We start from the raw sequence: 14430 nt of genomic DNA, 5'->3' as shown, positions 1-14430 counted from the left end.
GATGATCAAGTTCGTCAAGGCGGGGGCCCTGACGCTCGGCGCGATCACGGCCGTCGCGCTCCTGCCCGCCGCCGCCGAGGCGGCGTCGCCGCAGAGCCTCTGCGGTGCCGGGTACACGCCCATCAGGGACGGATCGCGCGCAATCAAGACGAAGTCGGGCGAGCAGCTCGGCGTCACCTATGTCCTCTACAACAGGAGGAACGGCAAGAACTGCGCCGTCACGATCAAGACGAAGTACATCGGCAAGCCGAGCTTCACCTTCGTCCGGCTCACAGTGAAGGGCAAACCCGAGGTCTCCGAGGGCGACAACTTCGCGAAGTACGCCGGCCCGGTCTACCAGAGCGGCCGCGGCAGGTGCGTGAGCTACTGGGGCAACGTGAGCTCCCCGGACAACAAGAAGTCCGCGTACGGCGGCCGGCTCAAGTTCGACAACTGCGGTTGACCAGAAAGTCGCCCTTAATCACTTTTGTCCGAATTTGGGGTAACATCGGGGGCTAATTGATGCGAAAGGGATGCCCCCATGACCAGGTTCGTTCATGTGATGCCACTCGACGACGTCATCGGCCATGAGGGTAGCCCCGACTGCGTCTGCGGACCTGGTGGCCAGCCGGTGGAGACTCTCGCCACTCGCGAGCCCGTCGGCATGATCTACCACCACCACGCCGTCCACCCCTGCTCCCTCTGGGAGGCCTCCGCCGAGGTCTGACCTCGGCGGAGGCCCCGCCCGTCAGGGCGACCGTACGCCTCCCGGGCAGACGTCCTCGTACGGCAGGCCGGGAAGGTATTCCCGCCACTCGGCTTCGGTCAGCGTCCGGCCCGCCCGCGCGCACACCGCGGCGGCGACGGCGTCCGGCGTCACCGGCCGGGACGCGACCGCACCGCTCCCGTCCAGGCCGACCACCGCGAGGCCGCCGGAGCCTTCCGCTCCGGGCGCCGGGGCGCCGCTCCGGAAGGCCACCGACACCACGTCGGCCCCGAAGGTGCCGACCGGCTCCCCGACCGCCGTCCCGGCCTCGACGTCCCACAGCCGGACGCCCTGCCCCGCCGCGACGGCCAGGAGCGAGCCGTCCGGACTGAACGCCATGGCGGACACCGGCCGCCGTTGCGGCAGCACCGCGCCCCGGCGCTCGCCCGTCCGCGAGTTCCACGCGATCACCCGCCCCGCGAAGTCGCCCGTCACGATGATGGGCGCACGGGGGTGGAAGGCGACCGCCATGAGCGTCTGATCGGTGGCTCCGAAGGTCCGGACCTTCCCGTCGGCGACGTCGACCAGGTAGCCGGCGCCCGATCCGAGGACGGCGAGGTCCCGCCCGTCGGGGCTGAAGACGGCGGTGCCGCCGGCCGCGTCGGCGATCTTGACAACGGTGCGCCAGACGCCCGTCCGCAGGTCGCCGACACCGACCTCCAGTTCCGTGGACGACGTCCCCGTGATCGTCGCCGCTTTCGTCCCGTCCTGGCTGACCGCGACCCCGACGATCGTCTGCGTACGGTCGTCCCGGACCTCGGTCGTCGCGAGCTTCCGGCCGCTCATCCGGTCCACCGCCCAGGCCCGGCGGCCCGTGTCGTCGGCGACCGCCATGACGCGCGTGTCGCGGCTGAAGGCGACCGCCTGCAACGACGCGGTGATCGGGACGGACGCGCCCGCGGGCCGGCCGGTCCCCGCGTCCCGGAACGTGAGGGCGCCGGCGCCCGTGCCGTGGACGGCGTATCGCCCGTCCGGCGTGAGCACGGCGGACTCGTCGGCCGGTCCCGCCCTGAGCGGGCCGGTCAGGTCCGCGATGCCGACCGTGTGGAGGGTGTCGTCCACGATGTACCGCAGCGCCCCTCCGTCGCGGTCGAAACGTATCTGCGCGGCCTCCCCCAGCGTGGGCTGGACGAGCAGCGACTTCTGGTCCGCCACCCGCCACACCGTGATGGATCCCTCGGCGCGGACCGCGAGGAACCTGCCGTCCGCGCTGAAGGTCGCCGCCGGCCGCCCCGCCACCGGTGGGCCGAACGGCGGTCCGGTGCTCCCCGCCGTGAGATCGGTCAGTGTGACGCCCTCGTTCGCGGCGCAGGCGAGCCTGCGGCCGTCCGGGCTGAACGCGAGCGCCTGCGGTCCGACCCCGTCGTCCGCCCGGGCCGGGATCGGGCCGCCGCAGATGCCCGAGAGCGTACGGCGCGGGGTGGCGCGGGGCAGGTCGAACAGCCGGGGGCGCTCGCCGATGCCGTCGATCGCCGCGATCCGGCCGGCCGGGTCCACGTCCGCGAGGTAGCCGGACCGTTTGGGGCCCGCCGTCCCGGTGTCGAGGTCCCAGAGCCGGACCGCGCCGCTGAAGCCGATGATCAGCACGCGCGGGCTCGCCCCGAACGCGATCTCGATCGGATAGTGCGCTTCGTACGTGCCGGCGCCGAGGGAAAGTTCGCGCCCCGTGGCCCGCCCGGTGCGCGCGTCCCAGACACGCACCCGCCGCCCGGCGGCGACGGCGAGGAGCCGGCCGTCCCCGCTCAATGCGATCGAGTGCACGTGCCTGCCGTCAACGCCGAGGCCGGACCACCCGCCGATCCGCCGTCCCGACCGCGCGTCCCGGAGCGTCACGCCGTCACCGTCCAGGGACGCGACGGTCCGTCCGTCCCCGCTGAGCGCGTGGACGGCGCCGTTGAGCCGCAGCACGCCCGTCTCCCGCCGGCCGAGCGCCGTGATCAGGCTGCCGCGCGCCTCGTCGGTGTGGCCGAGCCGCCAGGCGGCGACGCTCAGCAGCATCCCTATGACCGGGTCGGTGTCGCCGAGCCGGTCCGCCATGGAGGCGAGACCGCGCGACTCGGCCAGATACCGCTGCTCGTTCACCGCGGCGCTCTGCCAGACCGTTGCGGCGCCGAAGCCGACGGCGAGCACCAGCAGCACGGCGAGGGCGGCGGTGACGACCCGGCGGCGGCGGGCCCGGCGGCGGGCCAGCGCGGACCCCGCGTCGAGGAAGTCGCGTTCGAGACGGCTCAGCGCGACATGACGGCGGCCGGTCGCCGCCCAGCGCAGCACCGTGTCCAGCCGGTCCCCCTGGAGGAGGTCGCCGTCCGCGCCGCGGTTCCACCGCCGCGCCGCGACCGTGATCTCGCGGAGCACGGCGAGGCCCTCGCGCTCAGCCTGGACCCAGGCGCGCAGGCGCGGCCACGCCTGGATCAGCGCGGGGCGGGCGAGCTCGATCTCGCCGTCGCGCTCGACCAGCAGCTGCCCGAAGGACTCGATGATCCGCGCGACCGCCGCGGCCTCCTCCCCCGTACGGCCGTCGAGCAGCTCGGCGCGCGCGGCCCGTCTGCTGGCGACCTCGCCGTCGTCGGTCACGGTCGTGAGCCGGAGGAGCACCTCGGGCACCAGCTCGCGCTCCGCCTGGACGAGCGCGCCGTACCTCTCCTCCGCGAGCGGGCCGAGCCCCGGGTCGGCGACCTCCGGTCCGGGCAGCAGCCCGGCCTCGGCGCTGCCGAGGACCAGCAGCTCCTCCGCGGCGACGCCGCGCGGGCCGGAGATCAGGCCGTGCAGCAGCTCGCGCGCGTCCGGGCGGGCGACCGGGTCCTTCGCCAGCGTGGCCGCGACAAGGGAGCGCAGCGAGCTCGGGAGCGGGCCGAGATCGGGGTCCTCGGAGAGCACGCGGTGCATGACGCCGCCCAGGCTCTCCGCGCTGAACGGGTCCGCGCCGGTGGCGGCGTACAGCACGATGCCGCCCCAGGCGAACAGGTCGGCGGGCGCCCCGGCCCGCTCGCCGACGAACACCTCGGGGGCCATGTACACGGGGGTCCCGGCCACCAGTCCGGTCGCGGTGAGGGACATGTCGCGGGCGCGGGCGACGCCGAAGTCGATGACGCGGGGGCCGTCCGGGCCGAGCAGCACGTTGTCGGGCTTGAGGTCGCGGTGGACCACCCCGGCGTCGTGGATGGCCGCGATCGCCGTCGCCACGGCGGTGGCCAGGCGGTGCAGGTCGTCACCGGCGAACAGGCGGCCTCCGGCGACCGCCTGGCGCAGGCTGGCTCCCTCGACGTACTCGCTCACGATGTACGGCCGGGGCCCGTCGAAGACCGCGTCGATCACCTGGGCGGTGCAGAACGACGCGACCCGGCGGGCCGCGTCCGCCTCGCGGGCGAACCGGCGGAGCAGCTCCGGGTCCTGCGCCGCCTCCCCGTGCAGCACCTTGATGGCGACGCGGCGTCCGGCGGGGTCGTACGCCTCGTAGACCACCCCCTGGCCGCCCGCGCCGAGCCGTCCGGCGAGCCAGTAATCGCCCAGCCGCCTGGGGTCCTCCGCTATCAACGTTGCCGACACCACGCTCATCTGACGTCCGCGACCCCGCTCGCGTTTCGTCTCGATTCGATAAAGCACCAGTCCGGACGGAAAGCCGCCGCGCGTACGGGGGCCCGAGCGGCGGCGGCTCCAGGCCACCCCGGCCGAGGGCTCGCGAACAGGTCATGGCACATTAGTCACAAAGGTCCCGCTAGATATCACCGCTTTACACCAGTTTTACGGGTAGATCGGTAGACATCTTGGTAAATAACGGAATCGTCACGGTCGGGGGGATCGGGAAGATGCTGAAGGTGGTCACGTCGCTCGACGAGTCGCTCGACACGTTCGGCAAGGTGCGGGACATCAGGTCCGTACTGCGCCGCAAGCCCAAGAACGACAACAAGATCGTGGACATGCGGGCATACGCGGGCCGCAACGTCATCCGTTTCCCGAAGCCCGACCCGACCTCGGCCGCCTGACCTTCCCGGGACGCCCGGCTACTGATTTGATGTCACTTCATGCGTGACATGCCCGACTTGTCGTCAACGGAGCGAACCCGGCACCGCAGGCTGCGCGAGCAGGGCCGTACGAACAGGACAGAGCTGTTCGACGTGCTGAAGGCCGGGTTCGTCTGCCATCTCGGAGTGATCGTGGACGGCGCGCCCATGGTCGTGCCCACCGCCTACGGCTTCGACTCCGACAATCTGTACATCCACGGGTCGGTCGCCAGCCGCAGCCTCGCGGCCGGCGGACCGGCGCCCATGTGCGTGACCATCACCCACGTCGACGGCCTGGTGCTGTCCCGGTCGGTGTTCGAGCACGGCGTCAACTACCGCAGCGCGATGATCTACGGAGTGCCGCGGGCGCTGGAGGGCGAGGAGAAGCTGGAGGCGCTCCGGATCCTCACCGAGCACACCGCCCCGGGCCAGTGGGACTACGCGCGCCGCCCGAACCGCAAGGAACTGGCCGCCACCGTGATCCTGGCCGTCTCGCTGGAGGAGGCCTCGGTCAAGGTCCGCCAGGGGCCGCCGGACGACGCCGACGACCCGCACGACGTGTGGGCGGGCGTGCTGCCGCTCGCCGCTACTTGGCAGCCCCCCGTCACCGACCCGGCGGCCGCCCACGAGGTCCCCGAGCACGTACGGCTCCGCGCCGGCACCCGCCTCGGCTGACGACGCGGCGGCCGAGACGGGCGGGACGGCCGCCGTCTCCGGGCGGCGGCCCCGGGCGAATCGCGGACCCCCGGCATACGGGGGCGTCTCGCGCACTCGATGAGGCAGGATGGGGCCGTGACCCCTTCCCCAGCGGTCGTCCGGCCCGATCAGGAGTTGATCACCCAGATCCTGGACGAGTTGGACCTCGACCACACCCTCGACGCCGAGGGCGACATCGCCATCGCCACGCCGGAGCTCACGGTCTACTTCCTGTTCGGCTCCGAGGGCGACTTGTTCACGATCCGCACCTTCTATGACCGGCACTACGCCGTCGACGACAAACCGATGCTGATCAGCGCGCTGAACGAGTGGAACGCCGACACCATGTGGCCGAAGGTCTACACCTTCACCCAGGACAGCGGCGTGCTGCGCATCGTGGGCGACTCCCAGCTCTACATCGGCGCCGGCGTCACCCGCGAACACCTCACCACCGTGGTCGCCCACTGGGTCAGGTACGCGATCAAGTTCCACCGCTGGCTCACCGACCGGCTCGCGTTCGAGACCGACTGACCCGCGGCCCGCCCGGGGCGGGCCGGAACCCCCGATATGGTGGGGATCCCCTCTCCCCCGACTCCCCGGAGCGCTGCCCGCCGATGCCCGAAGGTCACATCATCCACCTGCTCGCCGCCGAGTACGGCCGGCGGTTCACGGGCGGCGTGGTCGCGGCGAGCAGCCCGCAGGGCAAGTTCTCCGACAGCGCGGCCCTGCTCGACGGACAGCGCATGGCCGTGACCGACGCCCACGGCAAGCATCTCTTCCTCGGCTTCGAGGGGTTCGACGGCCACGGCTGGGTGCGCGTCCACCTCGGCCTGTACGGAAAGGTCGCCTTCGGCCCGGCCCCCGCGCCCGCACCCGTCGGCGCCGTACGGCTCCGCCTGGAAAACGAGCGGGATTACGCCGACCTGCGCGGGCCGACGGCCTGCGAGCTCATCACCGCCGGAGAGAAACGGGCGGTGCACGACCGCCTCGGCCCCGACCCGCTGCGGCCGCACGACGACCCCGAACGCGCCTGGTCGCGGATCACCCGGTCACGCGGGCCGATCGCGGCGCTGCTCATGGACCAGAAGATCATCGCCGGGGTCGGCAACGTCTACCGGGCCGAGGTGCTCTTCCGCCACGGGATCGACCCCTACCGCCCCGGCCGCGAGCTGAGCCGCGCCGAGTGGGACGCCATCTGGGCGGACCTCGTCGCGCTCATGCGCGAAGGCGCCGCCTCGGGCCGGATCGACACCGTACGCCTCGAGCACACGCCCGAGGCCATGGGACGGCCGCCGCGCGTGGACGACCACGGCGGCGAGGTGTACGTCTACCGCCGGTCCGGGCAGCACTGCCACATCTGCGGGGGCGAGATCCGCACCGCCGACCTGGAGGCGCGCAACCTGTTCTGGTGTCCCGCCTGCCAGCGGCGCTGACGGCGGAAGCCCGGCCGGAGGTCAGGGCAGCGGTTCCAGCATCCGGTGCGGCCCGCGCAGCGCGACGCTCACCGGGTCCTCGCGGGTGAGGTCGGCGCCGGGACCGGGCCATATCTCGACCTCCTCGGCGGGCACGTGCGCCCCGCACACCGAGCACGTGGCGCCCGCGCCGATCGGCGCGTCGCAGGCGACGTGGCGGAAGACGCGGCGCGGCCCCGCGGCGCTCATGTGCCGCTCGCCCCACTGGGCGAGGGCGAGCACCGGCGGCCAGAGCTCCTTCCCCTTTCCGGTCAGGACGTACTCCTCGCGCGGCGGGGACTCCTGATAGCGGCGCCGCTCCATGACCCCCGCGTCCACCAGCGCGGACAGTCGCTGGGAGAGGACCGCCCTCGGGATGTCGAGGTGGGCGAGGAAGTCGCCGTATCGGCGCACGCCGTACAGCGCGTCGCGCACGATGAGCAGCGTCCACCGCTCGCCGAGCAGTTCCAGTGACCGGGCGAGGGAGCAGTCCTGCCCCTCGTAGTTCTTGCCGAGCCCCATCAGCGCCATCCTCCTTTCGCGCCATCCTAGTTCATTCACTGAACCAACCCGTGTTATCGTCGCGCCGTCAGTTCAATGACCGAACCTTGGAGGTCCTGTGCTGGTCGAGACCCCGGCTCCCTTACGGGCCCGGCCGGCGACCCTCGCGGTCGCGTGCGCGGCGCCGCTGCTCGCACTGATCAACTACACCGCGCCGATGGTCACGCTGCCGGAGGCCGCCCGCGCGCTCGACGCCGGCCCCACCGGCCCGGTCTGGATGCTGAACGCCGTCACCCTGGGGCTCGCGGTGTCGCTCCTCCTCGCCGGAGGGCTCGCCGACGATCACGGCCGCCGGCGCGTCTACGTCATCGGCATGGCGTCACTCGCGGTATCGAGCGCGATCGTGGCCCTCGCGGGAGGTGTGCCGACGTTCGTGCTCGGCCGCTTCGCCCAGGGGGTGTCCAGCGCGGCGCTGCTCGCCGCCAGCCTGGGCGTGGTCGGCGAGGTCGTTCCCCCGGGCCCCGAGCGGGTGCGGGCCACGGGACGGTACGGCGCGATGCTCGGCCTGGGCATCGCGATCGGCCCCCTGGTGTCGGGCGGGCTCGCCGCGCTGTCGAGCTGGCGCGGCGTGTACTGGCTGACGGCCGCCTGCTCCGTCGTGCTGGCCGTGCTGGCGGCGCGTACGCTGCCCGCGCGGACGGAGCCGCGGCCGGAGCAGCAGGCGGGGCGGCGGCTCGACGTGCCCGGCGCCGTCACGCTCACCCTCGGGCTCGCCGCCCTGGTGACCGGCGTGACCGAGGCACGGCTCGGCTGGTCCCGGCCGGTCGTGCTCACGGCCCTGGCCGCGGCGGCCGTTCTCCTGACCCTTTTCGCCCTGGTGGAGGTCCGCCGTCCCGCGCCGCTGATCGACATGGGTCTGTTCCGGCGCCCGTCGTTCCTCGTCGCCACCGGCGGCGCGCTGGTCACCGGCATCGCGATCGTCGGGCTGATGAGCTATCTGCCGACCGTGCTCCAGTCGGCCCTCGGCATGACGCAGCTCGCCACCGCCGCCGTCTTCGCGTTCTGGTCCGGGACGTCCTTCGTCGCCGCGCTCCTGGCTCCCCGACTGCGGCTCGCCGCCCGCGGCCGGCTCGCGCTCGGTCTGCTGCTCTCCGCCGCCGGCAGCCTCGCCCTGCTCGGCACGATGGCCCATTGGTCGGCGCCGCGGGCGCTCGCCGGGCTGCTGGTCGCGGGGATCGGCAGCGGGCTGGTCAACGCGTCCCTCACCCACCTCGCGATCGAGAGCGTGCCGCGGCATCGGGCCAGCATGGGGTCCGGGGCCAACAACACCGCGCGGTACGTGGGCTCCTCGGTGGGCGCGGCGCTGACCGCGGCGGTCACCGCCGGTCAGGGGCTCGCCGCCGGCACCGATCTCATGATCGTGGCCTGCGCGGCGGCCGCCGCTCTCACCGCCGGGCTGGTCCGGTTCGCCGCCTCCTGACCGTCCACGTGGAACGGCCGGGCCCGGACGAGGTCAGGCGAGGGCCCGGCCGATCTCGCGTACCACGTCCGCCGCGGGACGCTCCTCGGCCTGCCGCCAGGCCGTGCCCGCCCAGAGGTTGACCCCGCCGGGGTCGCCCTGCGCCACCGCGGCGCGGCGGATCGGCGTGGTCAGGTGGTGGACGGCGGGGTATCCGACCGGGGCGTCCGGGTGATCGAGGATGAACCGGTTGGTCAGGCCGCGCGCGGGCCGTCCCGAGAACGCGGTGGTGACCGTCGTCGAGGTGAACCGGGGGTCGCGCAGCGCGGCCCGGTGGACGGGATTGGCCCCGCTCTCCGGCGTCAGCAGGAACGCCGTCCCGAGCTGTACGGCCGCGGCGCCCGCCTCCCGCGCGGCCAGGGCCGCCGCCGCGTCGCCGATGCCGCCCGCCGCGATCAGAGGCGTCCGGACGGCCGCGCGGACCGCCGCCAGCAGGTCGAGCAGCCCCGGCTCAGCGCGCCCGTACGGCTTGCGCGGCACGAAGGAACCCCGGTGCCCGCCCGCCTCCGGCCCCTGCACAGACAACGCGTCCGCGCCGGCGACCACGGCGGCCACCGCCTCGCCGGGGTCGGTGACGGTCACCACGACAGTCGTCCCCACCTCGTGGAAGCGATCGACGAGAGCGAGGCCGGGACACCCGAACGTGAAGCTCACCACCGGCACCGGACTCCGGAGCAGCAGGTCGAGCTTGGCGTCCCAGTCGTCGTCATCGTCGAGCGGGACGCCGGGCAGCTCGACGCCGTACCGCTCCGCCTCCGGCGCGAGCTCGGCGGCGTAGGCCTCCACCACGTCGGGATCGGCCGGATCGCCGGGGACGAAGAGGTTCACCCCGAACGGGCGATCCGTGGCGGCCCTGACCCGCTCGATCTCGGCGGCCACGGCCTCGGCCGTCTTGTATCCGGCGGCGAGGAATCCCAGCCCTCCGGCCTCGGACACGGCCGCGCACAGCTCGGGCGTGCCCGCGCCACCCGCCATGGGTGACAGGACGACGGGGTGGGCCAGCGAGTCCAGGATGCGATCGGGCATGACGGCAGCCTAACCGCGCCCCTGCGGGCGCCCCTCGGCCCGGGTCCGCCGGTCCGCGGGCCGGCCATCAGAAAGAGGCGTCGTCGTCGTGCCCGCCGTCGGTGAGTACGACGACGGCGCGTTCGAGCAGCTCCCGCAGCAACGCGATCTCGTCGGGCGTGAAGGCGTCCACGAGGCGGCGTTCCACGGCCACTGCCTCGGCGTCGGCCTTGCGCAGCAGCGCCTGCCCGGCCCGGCTCAGCCGGGTGACGAGCACCTGCGCATGGTCGCTGGAGGGACGGCGCTCGACCAGGCCGCGCGACTCCAGCGTCTTGATCACGGTGGCCATGCTCTGCGGCGTCACCGAGCACAGCCGGGCCAGCTTCGCCCCTGAGATGCCGGGGGCGAGCGAGAGCGCATACATCGCGGCGTACTGCGGCACGGTCAGCCCGAACGGGCGCAGCACGCGGCTCTTCTCCGCCATCAGTGCCTGCTCGGCATGCTTGACGGCACCGCCGGGGCGCCACGCCACCGACTCCGCGACCTTCTTCTCGTCGGTCCCCACCCGCGCTCCCCGAACTATCAAAGCCCTGATGTACGCCTGAACCCTACTACCGATTTGACGTAGCCCACCGGACAATCCATGCTCTGTTTTCCATCAGAGCTTTTATGGTTATCAGAGCTGGAGTGTTCTATCGATGCCTGTGGGTCGCTCTCCCGCCTCCACCCTGGCCGTGGTCTGCGCCGCGGTGCCGGGCGTCCCGGTGACCGCCACCGGCACGGCCGAGGCGCTCGGCGACATCGGCGCCGAGCTCCGGGCCGACCTGGCCTCCACGCAGTGGGTGGTCAACGCCTTCTTCCTCACCTTCGCCGCGCTCATGGCGTGCACCGGTTCCCTCGCCGACCGGATCGGGCGGCGCCGGATGTTCATCGGAGGTCTGGCGCTGTTCGCGGCGGCCATGCTGCTGGCGGCGGCGGCACAGGACATCGGCGTGCTGATCCTGGCCAGGGCGCTGGCGGGTGCGGGCGCCGCCGCCACGACGACCGGCGGCAGCGCGCTGCTCGCTCACGCCTTCCCGGGGAGAGTCTCCCGATCCAAGGCCTTCGCCTGGTTCGGCACCACCATCGGCCTCGGCCTGGCGTTCGGCCCGCTGATCGCCGGAGCGCTGGTCACCGCGATCGGCTGGCGGAGTCTGTTCACCGCCGCCGCGCTCGTGCTGCTGCCGATCCTGCCCGCGACCGCGCTGCTGACCGAGTCCCGAGCCCCCGCCCGCGGCCCGGTGGACTGGGGCGGCGCGATCACCTTCACGCTCGGCCTCACCGCGTTCACGTTCGCCGTGGTCGAGGGGCCCGCGCTCGGGTGGACCCATCCGGGAGTGACCGGCGGATTCGTCGCCTGCGCCGTCCTGCTGGCCGCCTTCGCGGTGATCGAGCGGCGCCACCCCGCTCCACTGGTCGACCTGTCACTGCTGGCCCGCCCGCGTTTCGTGGCGATCTCCTCGATGCCGTTCCTGCTCGCCTTCGGCTTCGTCGCGCCGACCATCGTGCTCCCGCCCTACCTCATGGCCACCCTGGGCTACTCCGCCCGCCAGGCCGGGCTGGCGCTGATCCTGCTCACCGGGCCGACGCTGATCGTGCCGCCGCTCACCGGCGTCATGGCCCGCCGCCTGTCCCAGCGCGCCCTGCTCGTGACCACGCTGTTGCTGGTCGGAGCAGGAACCGGGCTGCTGGCACTGCTGCCCGCCGGATCGGGTCCGGCACAACTGTCCGCGCCGCTGCTGATCATCGGGATCGGGTTCGGCGTCTCCCTGGCCGTCCTGGACGGCGCGGCGATCTCCTCCGTCGACTCCTCGCAGGCCGGCATGGCCGCCGGGCTGTTCAACACCGCGCGGATCACCGGCGAGGTCGTCGCCATCGCCGTGCTCGGCGCCGTGCTGTCCACGCTCACCCAGGCGAGCCTGACCGTCCGGTACGGCACGACCGACGCCGCCCGCGCCACCTCGCGCCTGCTCCAGGGCGACATGGCGGGAGCCCTCCCGCCCGGAGCCGATCACCTGGAGTTCGCGCGCCTCGCGACCGCCGGATACGCGGGGGCGTTGCACACCGCGCTGTGGATCCTGACCGCCCTGTCCCTGGCCGGCGCGCTCGCCGTCGGCCGTCTGATGTCCGCACGCCGCGGCGAACCCGCGGCACTCACCGCCTAAAGGAAGCAGTCATGCCCACCGTCGAAGTGAACTCCAGCACCGTCAACTACCTGGTCACCGGAAGCGGTCCCGGCCTGGTGCTCGTGCACGGCACGGGCGCCACTGGGGAAACGAACTGGGCGCCGCTCATCGAGGCGGTCTCCGACCGGTTCACCGTGGTCGCCCCCGACCTGGCCGGCTCGGGCGCCACCGTCGACGACGGCGGCCCGATCCACGTCCACGACCTCGTCTCTCAGATCCTCGGCGCGGCCGAGCACGCCGGGCTGGAGCGGTTCCACCTGGTCGGCCACTCGCTGGGAGCCGTCGTCGCGCTGGCCGCGGCGGGAACGCGACCGGAGCGGGTGCTCTCACTCGTCGCACATGCCGGGTGGGCCAGGACGGATCCCTGGATGGCCTTCCAGATGGACTTCTGGATCCGCCTGATGCGCGTCGACAGGGAGCTGCTGGCCCGGTTGCTCCAGGTGACCGCCATGGGCGACGACACGCTCCGCGCCCGCGACCTCGCCGACTTCGAGCAGGCCACGGCCGGGTTCGCCGCCCTCATGGACGGCGCGGAAGCCGGGTTCGTACGGCAGGCCCGGGCCGACATCGACGTCGACATCACCGCTCTGCTCCCGAAGATCACCGCGCCGACGTTGATCATCTCCAGCGCCCACGACCGGATCGTGCCGCCGCACCACCAGCGCGAGCTGGCCGAGTCGATCCCGGGGGCGGATCTCGTGTCGCTCCCCGGCGGTCATGGTCTCCCGTTCGAGAACCCCGGCCTCTTCGTGTCCACGATCGTGGAGCGTCTCCTCGCTGACAACGTGACGGCGTGACGGCGGCCGCGGGGCACGTGTCGGCATAAAGCGGGAGCGGGGCCTCGGAATGTCCGGGCCCCGCTCCGAGCTCACGCCCCCCAGTGCCCCCCGCCATAGCTGTAGATGGATCTGTCAGGGCATGCGGATAGAGTCCCGCCGACACTTGCAGGTGAACTGAAGGAGTTCAGATGGCGAGGACCACTCCACCTCGGCCGGTCGACATCGCCTCCGCGTTCCCTGAGCTGGTGCCGCTGGCGCGGCGGGCGGTTCGCCTGCATCCCCGCCCGGGCCGGCCCACGATCCACGAGAGCTCGATCGGCGGGCCTCTGCTCTGGCCCGCCGACGAGGACTGGCCCGCTTGCGGCGACGACCATGACCACTGGGGGCCGCCCGCTTCACTTGACGACATCCGCCGGCGCCGCGACCTGCTGGAGGCTGCGTGGCTCCGGCCCCGGCAGCCCTGTGAGAACCTCCTCACCACGGAGCAGCGCGCGTACCTGGACGAGCTCGAAGCAGGGCATCCTCCGCACAGTGCGCCGAACCCGCTCCTGCCCGTCGCGCAGTTGTACCTCCGCGATGTCCCGGGACTCGCCGGCCCCGAAGGAGCAGACGTCCTCCAAGTACTGTGGTGCCCGCTCGACCACAAAGAGGGCATGCCCACGGCTCGTCTGATCTGGCGAGATTCCACCGACGTCCAGAAGGTGCTCACGAACCCACCCGCTCCTCTCGACGTCGACCACTTCGGCAACTACGTACCGGAGCCGTGCGTGCTGCATCCCGAGGTCGTCACCGAGTACCCCGCATCCCACGAGCTTCCCGACGAACTCGCGGAGCGCCTGCACGCGTGGGGGCGCGCCGAGTGGGCCGAACTGCACCCGGACGATGAGCAGGATGGCGGCAGCGCGTACTACCAGTTCGAGCACAGCGTCGCTCCTGGCTGGAAGGTCGGCGGCTGGGGCCCCTGGAGCTTCTGCGACCCGTGGCCGATGAACTGTGACACCTGCGGCTCGGAGTACCGGCCGCTGCTGACCATCAGTTCGGGCGAGTGGGACGGGGGCAGCGGCAGCTGGATCCCCCTCGAAGATCGCGACCTCACGGGCCCTGTCGGGATCCGGGACCCGTCCAACCCTCCAATGGTGCAGATCGGCCGCGGCTACAACATGCAGATCTATACCTGCCCCACGTCCTTCGACCACCCGCACCTCGAAATCATGCAGTGAGCTTTTCCACGTGGCTCAGCGGCTGTCCAGTTGGCACCCTCCGCCTGCGTGCCTGACGCCGGTCAGGCGAGTCCGCACCGCGCGGCAAGCGTCGAAGATCACGGCTCGCGCCTCCGGCTCGGCGTGGGGACGCGAGAGCCGCGCATCCGCGCAGGGGGCACAAGCAGAAGCGGGGAACCGGAATCTCACCGATGCGGAGGATGCCCTGCTCCGAGCTTGTCGAGGTACACGCGCCGCTCCGGGGTGAGGAGGTTATCGCGGCGGTGAAGAGCAGGCGGGCGATGGGCG

General features: G+C 72.6%; 14 protein-coding genes. 10 read left to right on the top strand and 4 right to left on the bottom strand.

The genetic code is table 11. The features are described from left to right. Window position 1 precedes the first annotated feature (1 nt). Both AWQ71_RS10690 and AWQ71_RS10685 read left to right on the top strand, forming a co-directional pair. Window positions 2-442: a hypothetical protein gene (locus tag AWQ71_RS10690; protein WP_067130725.1), complete on the top strand. Its 441-nt coding sequence runs from the start codon at window positions 2-4 to the stop codon at window positions 440-442. Between the two features lie 78 nt (window positions 443-520). Continuing rightward, window positions 521-706: a hypothetical protein gene (locus AWQ71_RS10685; protein WP_067130722.1), complete on the top strand. Its 186-nt coding sequence runs from the start codon at window positions 521-523 to the stop codon at window positions 704-706. 21 nt (window positions 707-727) lie between these two features. Here AWQ71_RS10685 and AWQ71_RS10680 read toward each other — a convergent pair whose 3' ends face one another. Further along, window positions 728-4291 (bottom strand): WD40 repeat domain-containing serine/threonine protein kinase, encoded by a 3564-nt coding sequence (locus AWQ71_RS10680; protein WP_218001736.1) that lies wholly within the window; start codon window positions 4289-4291, stop codon window positions 728-730. A 260-nt stretch (window positions 4292-4551) separates the two neighbouring features. Here AWQ71_RS10680 and AWQ71_RS42600 point away from each other — a divergent pair, with 260 nt between their 5' ends. From AWQ71_RS42600 to AWQ71_RS10665, 4 genes are all read left to right on the top strand, one after another. Then, window positions 4552-4728, top strand: a complete 177-nt coding sequence (locus tag AWQ71_RS42600; RefSeq protein WP_169806542.1) for a hypothetical protein — start codon at window positions 4552-4554, stop codon at window positions 4726-4728. A 48-nt stretch (window positions 4729-4776) separates the two neighbouring features. After that, a complete protein-coding gene (locus AWQ71_RS10675; RefSeq protein ID WP_157570280.1) occupies window positions 4777-5421 on the top strand; it encodes a pyridoxamine 5'-phosphate oxidase family protein in 645 nt (214 codons plus the stop codon). 117 nt (window positions 5422-5538) lie between these two features. Continuing rightward, on the top strand, window positions 5539-5973 hold the full coding sequence (locus tag AWQ71_RS10670; protein ID WP_169806541.1) for a type III secretion system chaperone family protein: 435 nt from the start codon (window positions 5539-5541) through the stop codon (window positions 5971-5973). 83 nt (window positions 5974-6056) lie between these two features. Next, entirely contained in the window at window positions 6057-6875 is an 819-nt protein-coding gene (locus tag AWQ71_RS10665) for an Fpg/Nei family DNA glycosylase (protein WP_067130710.1), read from the top strand. 21 nt (window positions 6876-6896) lie between these two features. On the opposite strand, the gene AWQ71_RS10660 is transcribed toward AWQ71_RS10665, so the two are convergent. After that, window positions 6897-7424 (bottom strand): winged helix-turn-helix transcriptional regulator, encoded by a 528-nt coding sequence (locus AWQ71_RS10660; RefSeq protein WP_218001735.1) that lies wholly within the window; start codon window positions 7422-7424, stop codon window positions 6897-6899. A gap of 88 nt (window positions 7425-7512) precedes the next feature. Between AWQ71_RS10660 and AWQ71_RS10655 the strand changes: the two genes are divergently transcribed. Continuing rightward, entirely contained in the window at window positions 7513-8874 is a 1362-nt protein-coding gene (locus AWQ71_RS10655; protein ID WP_067130707.1) for an MFS transporter, read from the top strand. Window positions 8875-8907: 33 nt separating this feature from the next. On the opposite strand, the gene AWQ71_RS10650 is transcribed toward AWQ71_RS10655, so the two are convergent. Both AWQ71_RS10650 and AWQ71_RS10645 read right to left on the bottom strand, forming a co-directional pair. Next, a complete protein-coding gene (locus AWQ71_RS10650; protein WP_067130705.1) occupies window positions 8908-9939 on the bottom strand; it encodes a nitronate monooxygenase in 1032 nt (343 codons plus the stop codon). A 67-nt stretch (window positions 9940-10006) separates the two neighbouring features. Beyond that, window positions 10007-10483 (bottom strand): MarR family winged helix-turn-helix transcriptional regulator, encoded by a 477-nt coding sequence (locus tag AWQ71_RS10645; RefSeq protein ID WP_067130702.1) that lies wholly within the window; start codon window positions 10481-10483, stop codon window positions 10007-10009. A 133-nt stretch (window positions 10484-10616) separates the two neighbouring features. On the opposite strand from AWQ71_RS10645, the gene AWQ71_RS10640 reads away from it, so the two are divergent. The 3 genes from AWQ71_RS10640 to AWQ71_RS10630 all read left to right on the top strand — a co-directional run bounded on the left by AWQ71_RS10640 (window position 10617) and on the right by AWQ71_RS10630 (window position 14142). Beyond that, the gene (locus AWQ71_RS10640; protein WP_084258765.1) at window positions 10617-12122 is read left to right on the top strand and encodes an MFS transporter; all 1506 of its coding nucleotides are present in this window, start codon (window positions 10617-10619) and stop codon (window positions 12120-12122) included. 11 nt (window positions 12123-12133) lie between these two features. Then, complete coding sequence (locus AWQ71_RS10635) at window positions 12134-12940, top strand: alpha/beta fold hydrolase (protein ID WP_067130696.1); 807 nt, start codon at window positions 12134-12136, stop codon at window positions 12938-12940. A 170-nt stretch (window positions 12941-13110) separates the two neighbouring features. Continuing rightward, entirely contained in the window at window positions 13111-14142 is a 1032-nt protein-coding gene (locus tag AWQ71_RS10630; RefSeq protein WP_067130693.1) for a hypothetical protein, read from the top strand. The last annotated feature ends 288 nt before the right edge of the window (window positions 14143-14430 follow it).

The sequence above is a fragment of the Microtetraspora malaysiensis genome (assembly GCF_001528665.1).
In the GTDB taxonomy this organism is placed as follows: Bacteria; Actinomycetota; Actinomycetes; order Streptosporangiales; family Streptosporangiaceae; genus Microtetraspora_A; species Microtetraspora_A malaysiensis.
Note: the sequence above shows the minus strand (reverse complement) of the source record. Positions and strands in the feature narration are given on the sequence as shown.

Excerpts from the sequence above, each read along its gene's own strand:
- AWQ71_RS10690 (WP_067130725.1), top strand. The coding sequence starts at position 2 with ATGATCAAGTTCGTCAAGGCGGGGGCCCTGACGCTCGGCGCGATCACG.
- AWQ71_RS10685 (WP_067130722.1), top strand. The coding sequence starts at position 521 with ATGACCAGGTTCGTTCATGTGATGCCACTCGACGACGTCATCGGCCAT.
- AWQ71_RS42600 (WP_169806542.1), top strand. The coding sequence starts at position 4,552 with ATGCTGAAGGTGGTCACGTCGCTCGACGAGTCGCTCGACACGTTCGGC.
- AWQ71_RS10675 (WP_157570280.1), top strand. The coding sequence starts at position 4,777 with ATGCCCGACTTGTCGTCAACGGAGCGAACCCGGCACCGCAGGCTGCGC.
- AWQ71_RS10665 (WP_067130710.1), top strand. The coding sequence starts at position 6,057 with ATGCCCGAAGGTCACATCATCCACCTGCTCGCCGCCGAGTACGGCCGG.
- AWQ71_RS10660 (WP_218001735.1), bottom strand. The coding sequence starts at position 7,424 with ATGGCGCTGATGGGGCTCGGCAAGAACTACGAGGGGCAGGACTGCTCC.
- AWQ71_RS10650 (WP_067130705.1), bottom strand. The coding sequence starts at position 9,939 with ATGCCCGATCGCATCCTGGACTCGCTGGCCCACCCCGTCGTCCTGTCA.
- AWQ71_RS10640 (WP_084258765.1), top strand. The coding sequence starts at position 10,617 with ATGCCTGTGGGTCGCTCTCCCGCCTCCACCCTGGCCGTGGTCTGCGCC.
- AWQ71_RS10635 (WP_067130696.1), top strand. The coding sequence starts at position 12,134 with ATGCCCACCGTCGAAGTGAACTCCAGCACCGTCAACTACCTGGTCACC.
- AWQ71_RS10630 (WP_067130693.1), top strand. The coding sequence starts at position 13,111 with ATGGCGAGGACCACTCCACCTCGGCCGGTCGACATCGCCTCCGCGTTC.